We start from the raw sequence: 18,397 nt of genomic DNA, 5'->3' as shown, positions 1-18,397 counted from the left end.
TCGACGGTACGCCGCGTTTATCTCGCACGCAAGAGGTTGCCTGGCGAGAGTTCCGTTGGGTGGAACGCCGAGGCTTGTGCCGGGGGTCCCCGCACGGCAGAGTCCGGTGCGTGGATGCCAGCTTGGTGCAGGAGGCCGCCGCCGTACTGGCGCGGGCCTACGCGACGCGCGAACCGATCGAGCCGCTGATCAAGACCTACCCGGACGCGGAGGTCGAGGACGCGTACCGGATCCAGCAGGAGCAGGTGCGGCAGTGGGTCGATGGCGGGGACGCCGTCCGCGGGCACAAGGTCGGGCTCGCGTCCGCGGCGATGCAGCGGCAGATGGGCGTCGACCAGCCCGACTACGGGCACCTCACCGGCAGCATGTTCCACCTGGAGCACCAGCCGATCCCGACGACGGCGTTCCTGCAGCCGCGGATCGAGCCGGAGATCGCGTTCGTGCTCGGTTCGGCGCTGCGCGGCCCCGGCGTCACGGTCGCCGACGCCGTGCGGGCGGTCGACTTCGTGCTGCCGTCGCTGGAGATCGTCGACTCGCGGATCCGGGACTGGAAGATCTCCCTCTTCGACACGATCGCGGACAACGCGTCCTCCGGCGGGGTCGTGCTGGGCAGCCGTCCGACGGCGCTGCGCGACGCCGACCTGCGGCTGGCCGGCTGCGTGCTCCACCAGAACGGCTCGGTGGCGGCGACCGGCGCAGGTGGCGCGGTGCTCGGGTCGCCGTTGAACTCGCTGGTGTGGCTGGCGAACACGGTCGGGCCGCTGGGCGTCACCCTCGAGCCGGGCCACGTCGTGCTGCCGGGCTCGATGACCCGCGCGATCCCGGTGTCGCCGGGCGACACGATCGTCGCGACCATCGCCGGCCTGGGCAGTGTCACCGCGGTCTTTTCGGAGGAATCGTGAACGTGCGCGAGGCGGCCACCGCGCTGCTGGGGACGACTTCGGAGCGCTCGCCCCTTTCGGACGACTGGCCGGAGCTGGACGTCGACACGGCGTACGCGATCCAGGACGAGGCATTGCGGCAGCGACGGGCCCGCGGCGAAACGCTGGTCGGGCTCAAGCTGGGCCTGACGTCCCGGGCGAAGCAGCAGCGGATGGGCATCGACGCGCCGCTGCTGGCCTGGCTCACCGACGCGATGGTGCTGCCGGCGGGAGTGCCCGTGCCGCGGCTGATCCACCCGCGCGCCGAGCCGGAGCTGGTCTTCGTGCTGCGGGACCGCTTGACGGGCCCGGGCGTGACGGCGGCGACGGCGCTGGCCGCGGTCGACCGCGTGTACGGCGGCGTCGAGATCATCGACAGCCGGTATGCGGACTACCGCTTCACGCTGCCGGACGCGGTCGCGGACAACGGCTCGTCGGCGTACTTCAGCGTCGGGCCGGTCGGACTGCCACCGTCGGCTTTGGACTTGTCGCTGGAGGCGGCGCTGTTGGAGGTCGACGGCCAGATCGTCGACACGGCGACGGGCGCGGCGGTCCAGGGCCACCCGGCGGAGGCGCTGGCCTTGGCGGCCAATGCGTTGGGCGCGCGCGGGCTGGCGCTGGAGCCGGGCTGGATCGTCCTGACCGGCGGCATGACGGACGCGGTCCCGCTGCGGCGCGGGTCCCGCGTCGCGGCCCACTTCTCGCACCTGGGCTCGATCACGCTCGCGGGGTGACCTCCGCGCGGTCCGCGATCCGCGTGATGCCCTGGACGATCCGCGGCCAGACTTCGCGGGGCAGGTCGTGGCCCATGCCCGGGACGACGTCGAGGTCGGAGCCCGGGATCGCTCTCGCCGTCGCGCGGCCGCCCGAGACGTGGACCAAGGGGTCGCGGGCGCCGTGGATCACCAGCGCGGGTGCCTTCACCTGCCGCAGCCGCGGGGTCCGGTCGCGCTCGGCCATGATCGCCGCCAGCTGGCGCAGCGTGCCGCCCGGGTGGACGCCGCGGTCGAAGGTGCGCTCCGCGCGGTCGCGCATGCGGGCCTCGTCGAAGGGGTAGCCCGGCGAGCCGATCAGCCGGAACGTCCGTACGAGCGTCTCGACGTACTCCGCCCGGCTGCGCGGCGGGGCGCTGAGCAGCATCGACATCGCCCGGCCGCTCGGGCGCCCGACCAGCCGGCCGCCGGTGCTCGACATGATCGACGTCAGCGAGAGCACGCGCTCGGGGTGCCGGATCGCCAGGGTCTGCGCGATCATCCCGCCCATCGACGCGCCCACGACGTGCGCGGCCGGGATGCCCAGCGCGGCCAGCAGCCCGGCGGCGTCGGCGGCCATGTCCGCCAGCGAGTAGGGCGCGCTGTGCAGCAGGTACGCCCGCGCGAGGTTGGCCCGGCCGCGCAGCCGGCTCGACCGCCCGGCGTCCCGGTTGTCGAACCGGACGACGTGGAACCCTTGCGCGGCAAGGGATTCGCAGAACTCTTCGTCCCACCAGATCATCGGCGCGCCGAGGCCCATCACGAGCAGCAGCGGACGGCCGCCCGCGTCGCCGAACGTCTCGTGGCACAGCTCGATCCCGCCGACTCGGGTGATCCGCTCCGCCATCAGGCTTCCCGGGCGTGCTCGGCGGCCAGCTTGGTGAGCTCGGCCAGCGCGTCGTGCAGGTGGCCGACCAGGTCCCAGACGTCCGGGATCAGCTCGCGGCAGGCGACGAACCCGAAGTCCAGCTTGCCGTCGTAGGACATCACGGTGATGTTCAGCCCGCCGCTCGCGTCGGTGATCGCGGACACCGGGTAGTTCGCGAGCAGCCGCGCGCCGGCGAGGTACAGCGGCTTCTGCGGGCCCGGCACGTTCGACACGACGAGGTTGACGACGGGTTTGGTGGCGCCCAGGAACTTCATCGTGGCGCGGGCGGCGAGCCCGCCGAGCGCGGCCGGCAGCATCCCGCTGAAGTCGACCAGCCACGACGCGGGCAGCGGCTGGTACCGCTGCTTCGCGGCCACCATCGCGCTGGTGACCTCGGCCAGCCGCGCGGCGGGGTCGGCGAGGTGCGTCGGCAGCGGCGCGAGCATGACGGAGACCTGGTTGCCGGCGTCCTTCGCCTGCTCGGGCGTGCGCACCGAAAGCGGGGCCAGCGTGACGAGCGGCTGGTCGGGCAGGGCGTCGTGGTCGGCCAGCCACCGGCGCAGGACGCTCGCGCACAACGCCATGACGACGTCGTTCACGGTGACGCCGAAGGTGTTCTTGACGTGCTTGACCTCGTCGAGGGGCAGCGAGCCGTACGCGAACCGGCGGTGCGGGCTGATCGGGCCGTTGAACGGCGTGTCGGGCGCGACGAGCCGCGGCCGCGCGGCCGCTTGCCGGCCGGGGCCCTGGCGCGTGACGCGGTTGAGCACGCTGCCGGCCTTCGCGAGCAGGCCGACGCCGGGATAGCGGCCGAGGCCGGGGACCTCGTCGAGGTGCTGCAGCAGTTTCGGCACCTGGAGGGCGGCTTTGACGGGGTGCAGCACGAGCTTCTTCGTCCCGTTGAGGGCGAGCGCGACGGGAGTGGGAACGGGCTCCTTCCGCGGCGTCTTCGGCGGCTCCTGCGGTGGCGGTTCGGCGGTGGTGTCCATCAGGACGCCGATGAGCTCGGCCCCGGAGACGCCGTCGATCGCGCTGTGGTGGACCTTCGTGTAGACGGCCTTGCTGCCGTCCTGCAGGCCGTGGATGAGGTAGGCCTCCCAGAGCGGCCGCCGCCGGTCCAGCGGCCGCGCGGTGAGGCGGGCGATCTGTTCCCCGAGCTGCTTCGGGTCGCCGGGAGCGGGCAGCGCGATCTCGCGGACGTGGTATTCGAGGTCGAACTCGGGATCGTCGATCCAGTAGGGGTGGTCGAGCCCGAGCGGCACGGGCAGCAGCCGCCGGCGCAGCGGTTTCGCGAGGTTCAGCCGCGACCCGATGAGCTCGCGCAGGCTGTCGAGGGTGAGGGTCCGGCCGGGCGCGGTCAACGGGTCGAGGATCGAGAGGCCCCCGACGTGACCGGTGGTGGTGGTCGACTCGGCGTTGAGGAACTGCACGTCCAGGGCGGTGAGCTGGCGCATCAGGCCTCCTCGGGGCTCGGCAGGACAGTCTGCCCCGCGGGGTGGGCGCGGTAAATCCGCTGGCCGGGTGCGTGGCACCACCCGCGCACGGGGGAGCCGGCTCACCCGCACCGGTGATCCGCGGCGGCTCACGCGGCGGTGAGACTGCCGGTGTGAGACGCGACCCAGGCGATGCGATGACCTCCCTCCGGTGGGTACGGCTCTTGCCGGTCCTCGCCGGGTGGACCGCTTGCGTCCTGCTCGTTCTCGTCGTTCCGCGCAACCTCGTCATGGCACTGGCTTTCGGGCAGCACGTCGAACCGCTGCTCGTCATCGCGTTGCTCGGCGGGGTTCTCTGCGGGTTCGCCGCCGATGCCTACCGGGTGCGGACCAGCCCCGGCTGTCGCCGGTGCGGGCGGACCCGGCCGGTCGTGCGCCGCCCCGATGACACGCTCGTCCCGCCCCGGTGGGCGCGGGTGGCGACTCGCGTCGCCGTCGTCGTGCCGCTCGCCGGGTTCACCCTGCCGCACTGGCTGTGGGCGCTCGGGGTTCCGCTCGGGACCACCCGGACCGCGGAGCTGAGCGGCGCCGCCGGCTCGCTCTTCGTGCTCGGGGCGGTCCCGGCCGTCGGGGCGCTGCTCACCGCCGGCCTCGCCCGCGGGTGGTCGCAACGCTTTCCCCGCTGGGTGCCCGGACTGGCCGGCCGCCGGGTGCCGGCGGCGCTCGCGATGACGCCGCCGCTCGTCGCCGGGCTGCTCGTCGGGCAGTACGGCGCGCTGATGACCCGGTGCGTCGCCTTCGGGCTGACGTCCGCCTGCGACCCGGGCGGGACCGGCGAGGCCGCGCTCGCCGGTCAGTGGGCCTTCACGGCGACCTATCCGGTGTTCCTGGGGTGGGGCGTCGCGCTCCTCGTGGCGACGGCGGGCTACCGGGCGACGACGAGATCCTGCCCGGCGTGCCGGTGACGCGCGGCGACGGCACGTCCACGCCGTACGCGCGCGCCTGGATTTCGTACAGCTCGTGGTACACCCCGCCCGCTCCGATCAGCTCCTCGTGGGTGCCCTGCTCGACCAGTTTTCCCTTATCCAGCACCAGGATCCGGTCGGCCGAGCGGATGTTCGCCAGCCGGTGGGTGACCAGGATCGTCGTCCGCCTGCCGTCGTGGGACGCGCTCGCGTGCTGCAGACCCGCGAACACCCTCGCCTCCGCACGGGCGTCGAGCGCCGCCGTCGGCTCGTCGGCCACCAGGACCGACGCGTCGCGGTAGATGCCGCGGGCGATGCCCATGCGCTGCCACTGGCCGCCGGACAGGTCGTGGCCCTCGTCGAACTTCTTGGACAGCACCGTGTTCTCCTTGGCGGGCAACGACTCGATCACCTCGTCCGCGCCCGAGTAGCCCACCGCTTCACGCCACGCGCGGCCGTCCGGGTCCGCGCGCCCGAGGCGGCCCACCGTGACGTTGTTCGCCGCCGTCATCGGCCACTCCGCGGGCTCCTGCGCGATCACCGCGATGTTCGCGTGCACCGACGCCGGGTCCGCGCGGGCGAGGTCGACGCCGTCCCAGCGCACCACCCCTTCGTCCGGTGGGTAGAGCCCGGTCAGCAGCTTGCCGAGGGTCGTCTTGCCCGACCCGTTCTCCCCGACGAGCGCCACCACCTCGCCGCGCCGGATCGTCACGGAGATGTCCCGCAGCGCCGGCCGCTGCCCGCCCGGGTAGGTGAACGAGACGCCTTCCAGCCGGATCTCGGCCGGGTCGGCCGGCGCGGTCAGCGCCGACGGCGGTGGCTGCCGCCGCACCGACTCCGCCAGCAGCTGGTTGTAGAACCCGATGTAGAACGAGTCCTCGTACAGCGAGTTGACCGCGCGCATGGTGTTGGACAGCGCCGTCGACGCCGTGCGCATCGCCAGCACCGCGGTGCCGGCCAGCGCCAGCTCCATCCCGCCGGAGTAGAGCAGCCAGCCGAGCACCAGGTACGCGACGGCGGTGCCGAACCCGGCCGCCGCCCGGCCGGTTGTCCGCACCACGTTGCTGCGGTGCGCCAGCCGGACCTCCTCGCGCATCAGGCTGCGCGAGATGCGCCGGTACTCGCCGAGCAACGGCTCCTGCAGCGTGAGCGCGTGCCGTTCGAGGGCCATCGACCGCCACGTGGCGACCTCTTCGACGACCGACTTGCGGATGTTGCGCCCGACCGTGTCGATGAAGTGCCGGTAGTTCAGCTTCGCGATGCGCGCGGCGGCGAAGCCGTCGGCCGCCGCGGCGAGCAGCAGGACCGGCGCCAGCCACGGGTTGAGCAGCCCCGCCGTCAGCATCGCCGCCGCGAGCGAGATGACCGACGACGTCAGGTCGGCCAGCCGGCGCAGGCTCGTCTCGATCGCCCGGACGCCGAACCGCGCGCCCTGCCGCGCCAGTTCGCGGAAGTCCGCGTCCTCGAACGCGATCAGCCCGACGCGCACGACCGCGGCCGTCACCGCGTCGTCCGCCGCCGCGGTGACGCGGGGCCGCAGCGCGCCTTCGACGGCCGCGACGGCGGCGTCGAGCAACGCGCGCGCCGCGTACGAGCCGGTGACGACCGCGATCGCGGGCAGCGACTGCAGCACCCGCTCCGGGGTCGGGCCCTGTTCGAGCAGCGCCGTGAAGACGTTCGCGGTGGCGAGCAGCCCGAACGCCGTGACGCAGCCCGAGACGACGTGCACGAAGCCGGCCAGCAGCGTCAGCCGTGGCGATGTCCGCCAGGCCAGCCGCAGCACGACGGCGATCGCGGTCGGCAGCGCGCGCACGGCCTGGCCGAAGCCGGCCGCGGCCACGCGTTCGTCGACGCGTGCCCATTCGGGCATCTTCACGTTCTCGACCCCGATCAGCGGGGGCGGCTCCGTGGCGTCCTGGGGTGTTCCGGCGGGTCTGCGCACGCGTTCATCTCTACTCCGGGGGTCTGACAATTCCGGAGCTCAACGGCTCGTCGGGGCACCGGTGAGCGGGTGCGGACGCTAGGCCGTTCGGGTGAAAGTAATCGATTTCCCTGGGCCTGCGGCAGCATCGGGGACACACTCCCAACAGGGCGGTAAATCGAGCAAGACCGAATAACTAATAATTGTTGTGAAATTGCCTCGCCGCTGGGCCGCCGGGGTCGGCAGGTCCGCGGATGTGGTGGCAGAGACCGGAAACAGGTGACGTCCTCGTGCCAGGGGGGAGGGGCGTCGCCTGTTTCCTCCTACCCGTTTTACCGCGTGTACCGCGCACGCAGAAATGGGCTGAATTCGCGGTCTTCGCCCATGCGGACGTCGATTTCGTGCGTCAGCGTGTCGCCGTCCGGGGTGAGCCGGTGCCGGGCCGCCCCGCGGGCGGTCCGCTTCTCGAGGACGAGCGTCGCGCCGGACCAGTCCCCGCGGCCGGGCGGCTCGGGCGGGAAGCCGTAGCTGTCGAAGCCGTACCAGAGCGTCTCGCCGGTCTGGGGATCCACGGTGAAGACGTTGTGCCCCAAGAACTCCGTGCCGTCTTCGCGCAGCTGCCGGTAGTCCTGGATCAGCGCGAACCCGTTGAGCGCCAAGCGGTACCGGCATTCGGCGCGTGCGGTCGAGGCCGGCGCCCACGGCGAAGCGGCGAGCTCCTCCGTGCCGGTCCAGTCGCCGGTGAAAGCCTTCAACGCGTCGTGCGCGGGGCCCAGGGTGGGCATGTCCATCGTCATCTCCATTTCGACAGGTACCTGTCGATATGCGAGACTACCACGCATGCGGTCCCAGCGAGCCGAGACGTTCACCCGGGTGATCGACGCCGTCTTCGCCTGCAACGGCGGCTTCCTGGCGGCGGGCGACGCGCTGACCGGGCCGGTCGGGCTGACCGCGGCGCAGTGGCAGGTCCTCGGCTTCCTCGAGGACGGCCCGGCGACCGCGGCCGAGGTGGCGCGCCGCCGCGGCCTGCGGCGCCAGAGCGTCCAGGAAACAGTGAACCGCTTGCTGCGCAACGGAATGCTCGACCGCCTGCCGAACCCGGCCGACGCGCGGGCGCCGCTGCTGTCGCTGACGCGGCGGGCGAAGGCGGCGATGCGCGAACTGGGGGCCGCGCAGGTGGCGTGGGCGGAAGATGTGGCGGGTGCGGTGTCCCAGGAGGACCTGGAAACGACGCTGCGGACGTTGCGCCGGCTGCGCGAGGTCGTCGCGCAGCCGCGGTTGCGCTAGTCCTCCCGGCCGGCGCCGGGGCCGGGCAGTGGGTCGACGTTGCCCGCGTTCATCAGTTCGCCACAGTGGTTGCAGCGGAGTTCGACGCTGCTGATTTCGCCGCAGGCATGGTGGCGGTAGAGCACCGGCGGGCCGGCCTCGCCCGCGAGCCACTTGTCGCCCCAGCGGGTCATGACCATCAGCATGTCGACCAGTTCGGCGCCTTTTTCGGTCAGGACGTACTCGTAGCGGGGCCGCCGGTCGTACGGCCGGCGTTCGAGGACGCCCTGGTCGACGAGGTGGTGGAGCCGCTCGGTGAGGACCTTGCGCGAGATGCCGAGGTCCGCCTGGATCTGTTCGAACCGGCTGAAGCCGGCGAAGACGTCCCGCAGGATCAGCGGCGACCACGGCTCGCCGATGACGTCGAGCGTGCGCGCGATCGAGCACGCGGCCAGTTCGCTGAAGTTCGTGCGCTGCATGAGACCACTTTAGCATTCGGGGTTCCCTTAGGGAACTTGCACTGCTACGGTACTGGAGTCTCCTCAAGGAACTCCGAAAGGATCGCGATGAGCAAGGTCTTCAGCGCCCACGCCGTGTCGGTCGACGGGTACATCACGGGCCGCGGCGCCGGTCCCGGGCACGGTCTCGGCGACGGCGGGACGCTCTTCGACTGGTACACCGACGGTGACACGCAGAGCCGCGTGTTCGACTTCTTCAAGCTCAGCGAGCCGAGCGCCCGCGTTTTCGACGAGCTCGCGGGCCGCGTCGGCGCGATCGTGGCGGGCCGGAACACCTACGAGGACTCGGACCACTTCGGCGGCGGCAGCCCGCACCCGGGCGCCCCGCTCTTCCTGCTCAGCCACCGGCCGGCGCCCGAGCTGACGCCGCGGCAGACGCTGGTCGGCGACATCGAGGAGGCCATCGAGGCCGCGCGCGAGGCGGCCGGAGGCAAGGACGTCGGCCTGATGGGCGGCGGCGTCCTGACGTCGGCGCTGGCGGCGGGCCTGGTCGACGAGGTCGTCCTCCACCAGGTCCCGGTCCTGCTCGGCGGCGGGCGGTCGTTCTTCCAGGAGCTGCCGTCGCACGTGCGGCTGCGGCTGGTCGAAGCCGTCCCCGCCCCCGGCGTCACCCACCTCCGCTACTCGGTCGCCTGAAACCCACCAAGGAGAAAACCATGCTGAACGACGACGTCCGCCGCATCCTCTCGACGAACGTGGTGGCCCACCTGGCCACTGTCCTGCCCGACGGCGCTCCGCACTCGATCCCGCTGTGGGTCGACCCGGAGGGTGATTACATCGCGATCATGACCGGCCCGGACTCGCGCAAGGCCCGCAACCTCCGCCGCGACCCGCGGGTGGCGCTGTCGCTGACCCCGGCGGACAACCCGTTCGAGCCGGTGATCATCCGCGGCCGCGTGGTCGAGTGGATCGACGGCGACGCGGGCTGGGAGATCGTCGACCGCATCGCGCGGAAGTACCTCGGGCAGGGCTACCCGCGGGAGCAGGTGCGGGTGGTCGGGCTGATCGAGGTCGAGCGGCAGAGCATCGGGATGGGTTGACTACTTGCGCTTTCCCCAGCGCTCGTCGTCGGGTTCTTCGCCGCGCCGCAGCGCTTCGAGGTAGGCGCGGTCGGTGGCGAAGCGAGCCGCGATTTCGTCCCCTTCGGCGATGGCGCCGTGCCCGGGGATCAGGACGTCGACGTGCCGGGTGGCCGCTTCGAGCCGGTCGAGGGCCGCGGGGTAGGCGACCTCCTGGCCGGAGCGCCGGGGGTCGAGCAGCGGGATGAGGACGTCGGAGAGCATGTCACCGGCGAGCAGGACACCCCGGTCGGCGAGGAGCAGGGCGGCGTGCCCGACGGCGTGGGCGTCGTGCTCGATCAGCTCGCCGGGCAGGGGGTTGTCTTTCGGTAGCGGGGTGACATCCGCGACCAGGTCGAGGGGGATGTCGGGCGCGGTTTCCGCAGCCATGGCCCGGGCGCGTTCGCGGGCTTCGGTGGCGAATTCGGCCGCGGCGGGGGTGGCGTAGCGGGGGACGTCGCCGAAGCGGGGGTGCCAGAGCAGGTGGTCGAAGTGGGGGTGGGTGCAGAACCCCGCGACGACCGGCAGGCCGAGCTGCTCCAGGTCATCGGCGAGGTCGTTCAGTTCGGCACCGGTGATGCCGGGGTCGACGAGGACGAGGCCGTCGTCCGCGCGGATGACGGTGGTGTTGCTCCAGACCCATTCGCTCTGCCGGACCCAAACGCCGTCGGCCACCTGCTTCAGCATCGGAACACGGTGTCAGGTGACCCGGCCGGACGCAATCACATCGGGGGAACGGTTTCGGCGGCGGCTGGGGTGGGACCTCGAGGCAGGCGCGGCGGGGTTGGCCACGCAGGTTGCGCAGCAGGGCCCGCTGGGAACGGTGAGCGGCTTGGCGTGCGGCGACGTGGCTGGCTGGGTAGCTTGCCCCCGGCCCCCGGCCCCCGGCCCCCGGCCCCCGGCCCCCGGCCCCCGGCCCCCGGCCCCCGGCCCCCTGGCCCCCTGGCCTCCCCGGCCCCGGGCGGTCAGTCCGGCTTGATGCCCAGCAGCGTCAAGAACGTGCGGAACCCGGCCGGCATGTCGACCTCCGACGGGTCCAGCAGCCACTGCAGCTGCAACCCGTCCAGGACCGCGATCGCGATCGGGGCCAGCTGTTCCGGGGTTGTCCCGGGTGGCAGCTCGTCGCGGTGGCGTTCCAGCATCTGTGTCATGCCCGCGCGCACCCGCTGGTAGCGGTCGTGGAAGTACTCCCGGGCCGGGTGGTCCTCCGTGACGCTGTCCGCAGACAGCACCGTGTACGTCTGGACGATGCCCGGCCTCGTCGCGTTGTAGTCGACCAGGTCGGCCAGCTGGTTCACCGTCATCGACGACTCGGCGTGCCCGAAGTGCAGCAGGTCCCACTCGTCGCGGGTTTCCAGCACCGCCGTCAGCAAGTCCTCCTTCGTGGGGAAGTAGTGCATCAGCCCCTGCTGCGTCAGCCCGACGCGGTCGGCCACCGCCGCCAGCGACGTGCCCCGGTAGCCGCGTTCGGCGATCACCTCGAACGCCGCTCGGACGATGCTCGCGCGGCGGTCGGCGCCCCTGGCCCGGGTCATGATCCCGAGCCTACGGGACTCGCTGTCACGAAACTGTAACGTTCACTACTCGTCGCCAGGTAGAGTAGGCGTCCATGAGCTTCGACGTCGACGCGCTGCTGGCCGGGCTCGACCTGGACGCCAAGGCGAGCCTGCTCGCCGGCCAGGACGTCTGGAGCCTGCCCGCCCTGCCGGACATCGGCCTGGGCTCCCTCGTGCTCTCCGACGGCCCGGTCGGCGTCCGCGGCGTCCGGTGGAGCCCGGACGACCCCTCGGTGACGCTCCCCAGCCCGACGGCGCTCGCCGCGAGCTGGGACCCGCGGCTCGCCGTGCGGGTCGGCCGGTTGCTCGCGCAGGAAGCCCGCCGCAAGGGCGTGCACGTGCTCCTCGCCCCGACCGTCAACCTCCAGCGCTCGCCGCTGGGCGGCCGCCACTTCGAGTGCTACTCGGAAGATCCCCTCCTCACCGGGATGATCGGCGCCGGCTACGTCACCGGCGTGCAGGACGGCGGGGTCGCCGTCACGGTCAAGCACTTCGTCGCCAACGACTTCGAGACCGAACGCTTCACCGCCGACGTCCACGTCGGCGAACGCGCGCTGCGCGAGCTCTACCTCGCGCCCTTCGAACTCATCGTCCGGCGGGCGAAGCCGTGGGGGATCATGGCCGCCTACAACAGCGTCAACGGCACCACGATGACCCAGCACGCCGAACTCCTCAACGGCGTGCTGCGCGACGAATGGGGCTTCGACGGCTTCGTCGTGTCCGACTGGCTGGCCGCGCGCGACACCGTCGCCTCCGCCAACGGCGGCCTCGACGTCGCGATGCCCGGCCCCCGCACGGTTTTCGGCGAACGGCTCGCGGAAGCCGTGCGCGGCGGCGAAGTCGACGAAGAGGTCGTCGACGACATGGTCCGCCGCGTGCTCCTGCTGGCCCACCGGACCGGCGCGCTCGGCGGGAGCGCCACCCCGATGCAGTCCGAAGTGGACGGTGAAGCGATCGCGCGCGAGGTCGCGCACCGGTCGTTCGTGCTGCTCAGCAACGAAACCGGCGTGCTCCCGCTCAAGCAGCCGCAGAGCATCGCCCTGATCGGCGCGCTGGCCGCGGACCCCAAGATCCTCGGCGGCGGCAGCGCCACCGTGTTCCCCGATCACGTCGTCTCCCCTCTCGACGGCCTCCGCAAGGCCGTTCCCCCTGGCACCGACCTGGCGTTCGCCGTCGGTGCCGATCCGCGAACGACGCTACCGCCGGCCACCGACAATTTCCGGCTCCGCGCGACCGCCAAAGCCGCGGATGGCACCCGATTGGCTGAATTTCCGCTCAGGGAAGCCAAAATCACGTGGATCGGGGAACTGCCCGAGGGACTCGACCTGGCCACGCTCGCGTCGGTCGAAATCCACGGCACCTACCTGCCCGAACGCGGCGGCACGCACACCTTCGCCGTCACCGGCCCGGGCGACCTCCGGCTCACGGTCGCGGGCCAGACCCTTTTCGACGGCGTCAACCTGCCCGAAGGCGGCGACGTCTTCACCTCGATCATGCAGGTGCGCGAGCAACGCCGGGAGATCGAGCTGACGGCGGACGAACTGGTCGACGTCAGCCTGACGTACTGGATCCCGTCGGAGATGGCGGAGTTCGCGCGCGGCACGTTCGCCTGGGTCACGTTCGCGCTCGGCCACCGCGGCCCGGTGCCCGCCCCGGACGCCGCCCTCGACGAAGCCGTTGCCCTGGCTGGGAAGTCGGACGTCGCCGTGGTCGTGGTCGGCACCACCGCCGAGGTCGAGAGCGAGGGCTTCGACCGGACTTCCCTGGCCCTGCCCGGAAGGCAGGACGAACTGGTCGAGAGGGTCGCGAAGGCCAACCCCAACACCGTGGTCGTCGTGAACGCCGGCTCCCCGGTGGAGATGCCGTGGCGGCAGGACGTCGCCGCGGTGCTGCTCACCTGGTTCCCCGGCCAGGCGGGCGGCGACGCGCTGGCCGACGTCCTCTTCGGCCGCGAAGAGCCCGGCGGCCGCTTGCCGACGACCTGGCCGGCGAAGCTCGAAGACGCGCCGGTCACCGACGTGACTCCGGAGGAAGGCGTTCTCGAGTACGGCGAAGGCGTCTACATCGGCTACAGCGCCTGGGCGAAGTCGGAAACCCCACCCGCGTACTGGTTCGGCCACGGCCAGGGCTACACGACGTGGGTGTACGAGGAACTCGACTGCTACCCGGACGACGAAGGCGGCGCGCGCGTCCGGGTCCGCGTACGCAACTCAGGGACGCGTAGCGGCCGCGAAGTCGTCCAGCTCTACCTGGCCCCGACCGAACGCGGCGACCGGCCGCCGCGCTGGCTCGCGGGCTTCGCGAGTGTCGAAGCCCGACCCGGCGAGGCCGTCGAGACCGACATCGTCGTCACGCCGCGGTCCGCCGAAGTCTGGCGCGACGGCTGGCAGCACATCGCCGGCGAGTACGTCCTGGAGGCTTCGCACTCCTACGACCAGCCGCGGCTGAGCACCCGGGTCGTCCTCCAGAAAATACGTTGACGCGCCGGTTGGCAGCCCCTAACTTCACGCAGGCACCCATGATCAGCGGAAGGAGGTGGGATCGATGATCACGCAACCGATCACGCGCTCCCACCCCGGATCGAGGGTGCCGGGTCTGTAGACCGGGAGCGCACTTCCCGGAAGGACCCCCGTGACCGATCTGGTCATCCGCCCGCTCGAAGCGGGCGAAGAAGCACTGTTCACCTCCCTGCCCGACCGCGGTCTCGTCGGCCGCAAGCTGTTCGGCAACGACTTCGCCGAGATGGCGGCGAAGGGCGAGTACCGGCCCGAGTGGGTCTGGGTCGCCCTGCGCGACGACGTCGTCGTGGCGCGCGCCGCCTGGTGGGGCACGCCGAAGGACGAGACGCCGATCGCGCTCGACTGGTTCGACTTCACCGACTTCGACGCGGGCGTCGAGCTGCTGAAGAAGGTGCCGCTGCGCGCGGAGTACTCGCTGACCACGCCGCCCGCGTGGCAGGCCGACCCCGACGTCGCGCACGAAGTCACCGTCCGCGTCGAAGCGGCCGAGAAGGCGGGCTACCGCAAGCTCGTCGAGCGCTACCGGTTCTGCTGGACGCCGGAGAACGGCCTGCCGGAGAAGCCGGGCCGGCTCGAGTTCCGGCCCGAGCCCGACGACGACGTCATCCTCGACGTCTTCAAGCGCGTGCACGTCGGCAGCCTCGACGCGCACGTCCGCAAGACGGTCGAGGAGCACGGCCTCGACGCCGCGGCCCGCGAGGACCTCGACATCATGCGGTGGATGCCGGCGCCCCGGGACTGGTGGCGGCTGGCGTACACGCCCGAAGGCGAGCTCGTCGGGCTCACGCTGCCGAGCCGCAACGCCTACGACCCGGTGGTCGGGTACATCGCCGTGGTGCCGGAGCAGCGGGGCCACGGCTACGCGTACGACCTGCTGGTCGAGGCCACGGACGACCTCGTCGGGTACGGCGCCGAGCAGATCGTCGCGGGCACCGACGTCGGCAACGTCCCGATGGCCAAGGCGTTCGCGAAGGCGGGCTACCCGGTGACCCAGCACCGCATCGACCTCGTGTGACACCGCGGGCGGCCGCGTCTTGCCCGGCGCGGCCGCCGCGCGGTACTGTCGCTAGAGCGATCTATCAAATCGGGGGCTGATGATGGACGTCCTGCGGGAAAAAGGCCTGGCGCCGCTCCGCGTGATCCTCGGCTTCTCGCTGCTCTCGACCACGCTGCACTACGGGCACAACGTCGTCCGGGCGGCGGACTACCCGCCGCTCCCCGGCGTTCCGCTGCTGGTCACGCAGGTCGTCGTGGCGTTCGGCTGGGTGCTGTTCACGGCGTTCGGCTGGCTCGGCTACCGCGCGTACGAGCGCGGCAGCTACCCGCGCGCGCTCGTGTTCCTGCTGGTCTACTCGCTGTCCGGGCTGGCGAGCGCGGGCCACTTCCTGGTCGGCGAAGTGCGCATCCCGGCGTTCTGGTTCGCCACGATCTTCACCGACTCGGCGGCAGCGCTCGCCCTGTGGGTGTTCGTAACGTGGGCGTGGTCGGCGCTCAACCGGGTGACCTCGCGAGATCAAGTTTCTACACAACATTGACGTTCGTCGGACCTGTGTAGACAATCGGGTGAGTGACCACCACCACACCGGTGACCTTCGACCGCCGTCCGGACGAGTACCGCCACTGGCGCCTCCACGTCGACGGGGAGGTGGCCTGGCTCGAAATGGACGTCGACGAGCAGGGTGGGCTGGTCCCGGGCTACGAGCTCAAGCTCAACTCCTACGACCTCGGCGTCGACATCGAGCTGTACGACGCCACCCAGCGGCTGCGCTTCGAGCACCCCGAGGTCCGCGTGGTGGTGGTGACCAGCGCGAAGGACAAGGTCTTCTGCGCCGGCGCGAACATCCGGATGCTCGCCGCGTCCGAGCACCACTGGAAGGTGAACTTCTGCAAGTTCACCAACGAGACCCGCAACGGCATGGAGGACGCCACCGAGCACTCCGGCCAGACGTACGTCGCCGCGGTGAACGGGACCTGCGCCGGCGGCGGCTACGAGATCGCGCTGGCCTGCGAGAAGATCCTGCTGATCGACGACAACTCCTCGACCGTCGCGCTCCCCGAGGTGCCGCTGCTCGGCGTGCTGCCCGGCACCGGCGGGCTCACGCGGGTCGTCGACAAGCGGCGGGTGCGCAAGGACCTCGCCGACGTCTTCGCGACGCGCCCCGACGGCGTCAAGGGCAAGACGGCGGTCGACTGGCGGCTGGTCGACGAACTGGTGCCGCGCCAGGGGTTCCGCGAGGCCGTGGCGAAGCGCGCGCGGGAGATCGCGCGCGAGTCCGACCGCAGCGGTGAAGGCGGCATCGAGCTGACGCCGCTGGAACATCGCCATGTCGACATCGAAGTCGGGAAGGACCAGGTCACCATCACCGTCAAGGGTCCCGAGAACGACCCCGGCGACCTGCACGAAGAGGGCGCGAACGGCTGGTTCCTCGCGATGACCCGCGAGCTGGACGACGCCATCCTGCGGCTGCGCACCAACGAGGTCGAAGCCGGCACGTGGATCCTGAAGACGCAGGGCGACCCGGAGAAGGTGCTCGCGCACGAGCAGGCCGTCCTCGGCTCGAAGGACTGGCTGGGCAACGAGATCACGCACTACTTCAAGCGCACGCTCAAGCGGCTCGACGTCACCAGCCGCACGCTGATCGCGCTGATCGAGCCCGGCAGCTGCTTCGCCGGGTCGCTGCTGGAACTCGCGCTCGCCGCCGACCGCCAGTACATCCTCGACGGTCCGCCCATCGACGACGAAGATTCCGAGGAACGCGCCACCATCAGGCTCAGCGAAGCCAACTTCGGCCCGTTCCCGATGGGCAACGGCCTGACCCGCCTGCAGACGCGCTTCTACGGCGACGACGACCACCTCGCCTGGCTCGCGCGCGAAAAGGACCACCAGCTGAGCGCGGCCGAAGCCGTCGAACTCGGCCTGGTCACCGACGCCCCGGACGACCTCGACTGGGAGGACGAGATCCGGATCGCCCTGGAGGGGCGGGCGTCGCTGTCGCCGGACGCCCTCACCGGGATGGAGGCCAACCACCGGTTCGTCGGTCCCGAGACCGTGGAGACCAAGATCTTCGGCAGGCTGGCGGCTTGGCAGAACTGGATTTTCACCCGGCCCAACGCGTCCGGGCCGGAGGGCGCGCTGCGCCGCTACGGTACCGGTCAGAAGGCCGTCTTCGACAGGAAGCGGGTCTAGCGCAGATGCCCGAGAAGATCGACTACGACGCCAAGATCCCCAACAACGTCAACCTCTCCGAGGACCGGCGGCTGCAGCGCGCGCTGGAGGGCTGGCAGCCGAAGTTCATGCACTGGTGGGGCGAGATGGGCCCGACGCTGGAGACCCACGGCGTCTACCTGCGCACCGCCGTCAGCGTCGGCCGCGAGGGGTGGGCGCACTTCGACCACGTCAACGTGCCGGACTACCGCTGGGGCATCTTCCTCGCCGAGCGCGACCCGGACCGGCGGATCGCGTTCGGGGAGCACAAGGGCGAGCCGGTCTGGCAGCAGGTGCCCGGCGAGTACCGCGCCGACCTGCAGCGGCTGATCGTCATCCAGGGCGACACCGAACCCGCGTCCGTCGAGCAGCAGAAGCTCCTCGGGCTGACCGCGCCGAGCCTCTACGACCTGCGCAACCTGTTCCAGGTCAACGTCGAAGAGGGCAGGCACCTGTGGGCGATGGTGTACCTGCTGCACGCCTACTTCGGCCGCGAAGGCCGCGACGAGGCCGAAGGGCTGTTGCTGCGCAACTCCGGCAGCCCGGACGCACCCCGCATCCTCGGCGCGTTCAACGAGGAGACCGCCGACTGGCTGGCCTTCTACATGTTCACCTACTTCACCGACCGCGACGGGAAGTACCAGCTCGGCACGCTCAAGGAGTCCTCTTTCGACCCGCTCTCGCGCACCTGCGAGTTCATGCTGAAGGAGGAGGCGCACCACATGATGGTCGGCACCACCGGCGTCGACCGCGTGGTGACCCGCAGCGCCGAGCTGATCCGCGAGCACGACACGTTCGACATCGGCCCGCACGGCGGCATCCCCCTCGACGTCATCCAGAAGTACATCAACTTCCACTACACCGTCTCGCTCGACCTGTTCGGCAGCGAGACGTCGACGAACGCGGCGAACTACTACACCGCCGGGCTGAAGGGCCGCTGGCAGGAGACTCGCCGCAAGGACGACCACAAGCTCACCGACGACGCCCGCACGCTGGAGAAGCCGGCCGCCGACGGCACCTGGACGTCGGAGGAGCTGCAGGCGATCCTGTTGCTCAACCTCGACCTGCGCAGCGAGTACGTGGCCGATTGCCAGACCGGCGTCAACCGCTGGAACAAGATCCTCGCCGAGGCCGGCATCGACCACGCGTTCCGCTTGCCGCACCCTGGCTTCAACCGCGAAGTCGGCATAAACTCCGGCCACCACGTCACTCCCGACGGCACCATCGTCGACGAGGCGACCTGGGAGGCGGGCAAGCGCAAGTGGCTGCCCACGACCGAGGACCTCGCGTTCGTCCGCTCGCTGATGCACCCGGTGTACGAGCGGGGGAAGATCGCGAGCTGGGTGGCCCCGCCACGGCAGGGCATCAACGGGAAGCCGTTCGACTACGAGTACGTGTACCTCACGTAGGAGGTCT

Annotated in this window: 18 protein-coding genes; 11 read left to right on the top strand and 7 right to left on the bottom strand. The window is 71.3% G+C overall.

The features are described 5' to 3' along the window. Window positions 1-110: 110 nt before the first annotated feature. Window positions 111-902 carry a fumarylacetoacetate hydrolase family protein gene (locus AB0J40_RS14850; protein WP_364452449.1) on the top strand — a complete coding sequence of 264 codons (792 nt, stop codon included), beginning with the start codon at window positions 111-113 and terminating at the stop codon, window positions 900-902. Beyond that, the gene (locus AB0J40_RS14845; RefSeq protein ID WP_364452448.1) at window positions 899-1,654 is read left to right on the top strand and encodes a fumarylacetoacetate hydrolase family protein; all 756 of its coding nucleotides are present in this window, start codon (window positions 899-901) and stop codon (window positions 1,652-1,654) included. The genes AB0J40_RS14850 and AB0J40_RS14845 overlap by 4 nt, the downstream gene beginning before the upstream one ends. On the opposite strand, the gene AB0J40_RS14840 is transcribed toward AB0J40_RS14845, so the two are convergent. Together AB0J40_RS14840 and AB0J40_RS14835 are read right to left on the bottom strand one after the other, a co-directional pair. Further along, window positions 1,638-2,519 (bottom strand): alpha/beta hydrolase, encoded by an 882-nt coding sequence (locus AB0J40_RS14840; RefSeq protein WP_364452446.1) that lies wholly within the window; start codon window positions 2,517-2,519, stop codon window positions 1,638-1,640. The genes AB0J40_RS14845 and AB0J40_RS14840 overlap by 17 nt on opposite strands. Beyond that, on the bottom strand, window positions 2,519-3,994 hold the full coding sequence (locus AB0J40_RS14835) for a wax ester/triacylglycerol synthase family O-acyltransferase (RefSeq protein ID WP_364452444.1): 1,476 nt from the start codon (window positions 3,992-3,994) through the stop codon (window positions 2,519-2,521). Before AB0J40_RS14835 ends, AB0J40_RS14840 begins: the two co-directional genes overlap by 1 nt. A 176-nt stretch (window positions 3,995-4,170) precedes the next feature. Between AB0J40_RS14835 and AB0J40_RS14830 the strand changes: the two genes are divergently transcribed. After that, window positions 4,171-4,938: a hypothetical protein gene (locus AB0J40_RS14830; protein WP_364452442.1), complete on the top strand. Its 768-nt coding sequence runs from the start codon at window positions 4,171-4,173 to the stop codon at window positions 4,936-4,938. Here the strand turns inward: AB0J40_RS14830 and AB0J40_RS14825 are convergent. Both AB0J40_RS14825 and AB0J40_RS14820 read right to left on the bottom strand, forming a co-directional pair. Next, on the bottom strand, window positions 4,838-6,808 hold the full coding sequence (locus tag AB0J40_RS14825) for an ABC transporter ATP-binding protein (RefSeq protein ID WP_364452590.1): 1,971 nt from the start codon (window positions 6,806-6,808) through the stop codon (window positions 4,838-4,840). The genes AB0J40_RS14830 and AB0J40_RS14825 overlap by 101 nt on opposite strands. Window positions 6,809-7,191: 383 nt before the next feature. Next, the gene (locus tag AB0J40_RS14820) at window positions 7,192-7,650 is read right to left on the bottom strand and encodes a DUF1579 family protein (protein WP_364452439.1); all 459 of its coding nucleotides are present in this window, start codon (window positions 7,648-7,650) and stop codon (window positions 7,192-7,194) included. Window positions 7,651-7,699: 49 nt separating this feature from the next. On the opposite strand from AB0J40_RS14820, the gene AB0J40_RS14815 reads away from it, so the two are divergent. Beyond that, window positions 7,700-8,146, top strand: coding sequence for a helix-turn-helix domain-containing protein (locus tag AB0J40_RS14815; RefSeq protein WP_364452437.1), 447 nt, complete (start codon window positions 7,700-7,702; stop codon window positions 8,144-8,146). Here the strand turns inward: AB0J40_RS14815 and AB0J40_RS14810 are convergent. After that, window positions 8,143-8,604, bottom strand: coding sequence for a helix-turn-helix domain-containing protein (locus tag AB0J40_RS14810; protein ID WP_364452434.1), 462 nt, complete (start codon window positions 8,602-8,604; stop codon window positions 8,143-8,145). The genes AB0J40_RS14815 and AB0J40_RS14810 overlap by 4 nt on opposite strands. An 87-nt stretch (window positions 8,605-8,691) precedes the next feature. Between AB0J40_RS14810 and AB0J40_RS14805 the strand changes: the two genes are divergently transcribed. After that, a complete protein-coding gene (locus AB0J40_RS14805; protein ID WP_364452432.1) occupies window positions 8,692-9,279 on the top strand; it encodes a dihydrofolate reductase family protein in 588 nt (195 codons plus the stop codon). Window positions 9,280-9,299: 20 nt separating this feature from the next. Next, window positions 9,300-9,683 (top strand): PPOX class F420-dependent oxidoreductase, encoded by a 384-nt coding sequence (locus AB0J40_RS14800; RefSeq protein WP_364452429.1) that lies wholly within the window; start codon window positions 9,300-9,302, stop codon window positions 9,681-9,683. Here AB0J40_RS14800 and AB0J40_RS14795 read toward each other — a convergent pair whose 3' ends face one another. Beyond that, on the bottom strand, window positions 9,684-10,388 hold the full coding sequence (locus AB0J40_RS14795) for an MBL fold metallo-hydrolase (protein ID WP_364452426.1): 705 nt from the start codon (window positions 10,386-10,388) through the stop codon (window positions 9,684-9,686). Window positions 10,389-10,666: 278 nt separating this feature from the next. Next, window positions 10,667-11,236, bottom strand: coding sequence for a TetR/AcrR family transcriptional regulator (locus tag AB0J40_RS14790; RefSeq protein ID WP_364452424.1), 570 nt, complete (start codon window positions 11,234-11,236; stop codon window positions 10,667-10,669). A 74-nt stretch (window positions 11,237-11,310) separates the two neighbouring features. On the opposite strand from AB0J40_RS14790, the gene AB0J40_RS14785 reads away from it, so the two are divergent. From AB0J40_RS14785 to boxB, 5 genes are all read left to right on the top strand, one after another. Further along, a complete protein-coding gene (locus AB0J40_RS14785; protein WP_364452422.1) occupies window positions 11,311-13,737 on the top strand; it encodes a glycoside hydrolase family 3 C-terminal domain-containing protein in 2,427 nt (808 codons plus the stop codon). A 151-nt stretch (window positions 13,738-13,888) separates the two neighbouring features. Then, window positions 13,889-14,791 carry a GNAT family N-acetyltransferase gene (locus AB0J40_RS14780; protein ID WP_364452419.1) on the top strand — a complete coding sequence of 301 codons (903 nt, stop codon included), beginning with the start codon at window positions 13,889-13,891 and terminating at the stop codon, window positions 14,789-14,791. Between the two features lie 82 nt (window positions 14,792-14,873). Continuing rightward, window positions 14,874-15,311, top strand: coding sequence for a hypothetical protein (locus AB0J40_RS14775; protein WP_364452588.1), 438 nt, complete (start codon window positions 14,874-14,876; stop codon window positions 15,309-15,311). A gap of 32 nt (window positions 15,312-15,343) precedes the next feature. Next, window positions 15,344-16,963, top strand: a complete 1,620-nt coding sequence (boxC, locus tag AB0J40_RS14770) for a 2,3-epoxybenzoyl-CoA dihydrolase (protein ID WP_364452416.1) — start codon at window positions 15,344-15,346, stop codon at window positions 16,961-16,963. Between the two features lie 5 nt (window positions 16,964-16,968). After that, window positions 16,969-18,390 (top strand): benzoyl-CoA 2,3-epoxidase subunit BoxB, encoded by a 1,422-nt coding sequence (boxB, locus tag AB0J40_RS14765; RefSeq protein ID WP_364452414.1) that lies wholly within the window; start codon window positions 16,969-16,971, stop codon window positions 18,388-18,390. The last annotated feature ends 7 nt before the right edge of the window (window positions 18,391-18,397 follow it).

This window comes from Amycolatopsis sp. NPDC049691, from assembly GCF_040675005.1.
In the GTDB taxonomy this organism is placed as follows: Bacteria; Actinomycetota; Actinomycetes; order Mycobacteriales; family Pseudonocardiaceae; genus Amycolatopsis.
Note: the sequence above shows the minus strand (reverse complement) of the source record. Positions and strands in the feature narration are given on the sequence as shown.